The 2941-nt window shown below is 65.2% G+C and carries 1 protein-coding gene; it reads right to left on the reverse strand.

The genetic code is table 11. The features are described from left to right. Positions 1-2941 (reverse strand): amino acid adenylation domain-containing protein (locus tag P3H15_RS53450; RefSeq protein WP_276144736.1); only part of this gene is annotated, 2941 nt, incomplete at both ends.

Here is a 2941-nt window from a genome sequence, read left to right on the forward strand (position 1 = left end):
CGTTCGTGCTGATCCAGGATCTCGTAGCCCTCGATCCGCGCCTGCGGATCCGCGACGATCAACCCCAGCAACCGCACATACCGAGCCGCGACGGACTCCACCGTCGCCCGGTCGAACAGGTCACTCGCGTACTCGATGACTCCGGCCAGACCCTGCCGGCCGTCGGGGGCGAGACTGAACGACAGATCGAAACGCGACGTCCCCGTCGACACCGGCAACGTCGCCCACTCCAACCCGGGAAACGCGACCTCGGGAAACACATTGTCCTGCATCGCAAACGACACCTGAAACAACGGATGATAGGCCGTCGAGCGGACCGGATTCAGCAACTCCACCAACCGCTCGAACGGCGCATCCTGATTCTCATACGCCGCCAACGCCTTCCCACGCACCCGATCGAGCACCTGATCGAACCGCGGATTCCCCGACACATCCACCCGCAACACCCACGTGTTCACGAAAAACCCCACCAAGTCGGACAACGCCTCGTCGGTACGACCCGCGATCGGGCCACCGATCGCGACATCGCACCCGGCGCCGAGCCGGTGGAGCAGCACCGCGAGCACAGATTGCAGCACCATCGACAGTGTCGCCCCACTTCTGCGGGCCAGTTGGGTTATCTCCGAGCCCAGTTCCGGTGAGATTGTGAACTCCACCGTGCCGCCACGGTAACTCGGTGTGGCCGGCCTCCGACGATCGGTCGGCAGCTCGATACAGTCGGGGAGCCCCGCCAGCTCAGTCTTCCAATAGTCGACCTGGGTAGAGAACACCCTGCCCGGATCGTCCTCCTCACCCAGCATGTCCCGCTGCCACAGCGTGTAATCGGCATACTGCACCGGCAACGGCACCCACCCCGGAACCTCCCCCGCCGCCCGGGCCGCATACGCGACCGCCACATCCCGAGCCAACGGCGCCAACGAACCCCCATCCCCCGCAATATGGTGCAGCACCAACACCAGGATGTGCTCTCGCGAACCGCATTCCAACACCGTTGCGCGGATCGGAATCTCGTGTTCGACGTCGAAGGGATACGCTGCCGCCGTGGTCACCGCCGCGGGTACTTCGTCGGCACCGACCTCGATCGTCTGCACCACCGCCGGGACCTGGTCGGTGGAAAGGATTACCTGGAACGGCACCCCTCCGTCCTCACCGAACACCGTCCGCAGACTCTCGTGCCGAGCCACCACATCCCCCAACCCCGCCACCAACGCCCCCACATCAAGAGCACCGGCCAACCGCACCGCCACCGGAATGTTGTACGTCGCCGACGGCCCCTCGAATTTGTGCAGGAACCACAACCGGGCCTGCCCGAACGACAACGGCACCCGCTCCGGCCGCACCCGCGGAAGCAACGGCACCCTCGCCACCGCAGCGTCGCCCAGCCGCGGCGCCAACTCCGCGACCGACGGAGACTCGAACACCACCCGAACCGCAACCTCCACCCCCAACACCGACCGAATCCGGCTCACCAACCGCGTCACCGACAACGAATGCCCACCCAAATCGAAAAAACCGTCGTCGATCCCCACCCGCGGAACACCCAGCACCTCCGCGAACAACGCCACCAACATCTCCTCCACCGGCGACCGCGGCCCACGAAACACCCCACCAACGAACTCCGGCGCCGGCAACGCCCTCCGATCCAACTTCCCATTCGCCGTCAACGGCAACCGATCCACCACCATCACCACCGCCGGAACCATGAACTCCGGCAACCGCCCAGCCACGAACTCACGCAACCCCACACCCGTCACCGTGCCAGCGGACTCGAGAACCACATACCCCACCAACCGACACCCCACCCCAACAGCCGCCAGAGACTCACTACCAATCACCACAGCCCGAGCCACCGCCGGATGCTTCAGCAGCACCGCCTCAACCTCCCCCGGCTCCACCCGGAACCCCCGCACCTTCACCTGCACATCAGCACGCCCCACGAACACGAGTTCACCCTCGGCGGTCCACCGCACCAGATCCCCCGACCGATACATCCGCGCACCAGGCACACCGAACGGACACGCCACGAACCGCTCAGCCGACAACCCCGGCCGACCCAAATACCCACGCGCCAACTGCACCCCGGCGATATACAACTCCCCCACCACACCCACCGGAACCGGCCCAAGCCCCGCACCCAACACGAACACCTGTGTATTCCACACCGGCACACCGATCGGCACCGATTCGCCGGCACACTCGTCCGACTGCTCCATAACCCGGCTGGTCACGTAGACGGTGGTCTCGGTCGGACCGTACCCATTGACCACCCGGACTCCAGGAATCGCGGCACGAACTGCACCGAGCAATCGACCGGACAACTGCTCACCGATGAACACCGCCGTCTCCGCGCTCACCGTGTTCTCGATCTGGTCGAGTACCTCCGCGAACACGGACGGGACCGTGCTGATCACACTCCCGCTCCAGGTGCGGTGTTCGCCGAGCACGAGAACGTCACGGACCACGTCGATACTCCCGCCGGCGCACAACGCCGCGAAAATCTCCAACACGGACACGTCGAAACTCACCGATGTACTTGCCAGCACCCGGGCCAGCCCTGGCGCACCGAGACTCGAGGCCACTTGCACCATGCAGTTGACGACATTGTGGTGGCTGACCGTCACCCCTTTCGGGGTGCCGGTTGATCCGGAGGTGTACATCACGTACGCGGTATTGTCCGGTCGCAGCGGTGTGGTGCGGCCGTTGCCGGCGGTGTCTTCCCAGTGTTCGCCCTGTTCCGAACACGTCTCGAGCAGCAGTGCGGGGATGCCGTTGTCTGGCAGCATGCTTGCGGTCGCGGTGTCGGTCAGGATCAGGATCGGCGCAGCATCGCGCAGGATGAACTCGGTCCGTGCACTCGGATAGCGGGGGTCGATCGGGAGATATGCACCGCCGGCCTCGAGGACCGCCAGAAGCGCGACGATCAACTCGGGTGACCGCTCCA

The organism is Rhodococcus sp. T2V, assembly GCF_029269925.1.
In the GTDB taxonomy this organism is placed as follows: domain Bacteria; phylum Actinomycetota; class Actinomycetes; order Mycobacteriales; family Mycobacteriaceae; genus Rhodococcus_F; species Rhodococcus_F koreensis.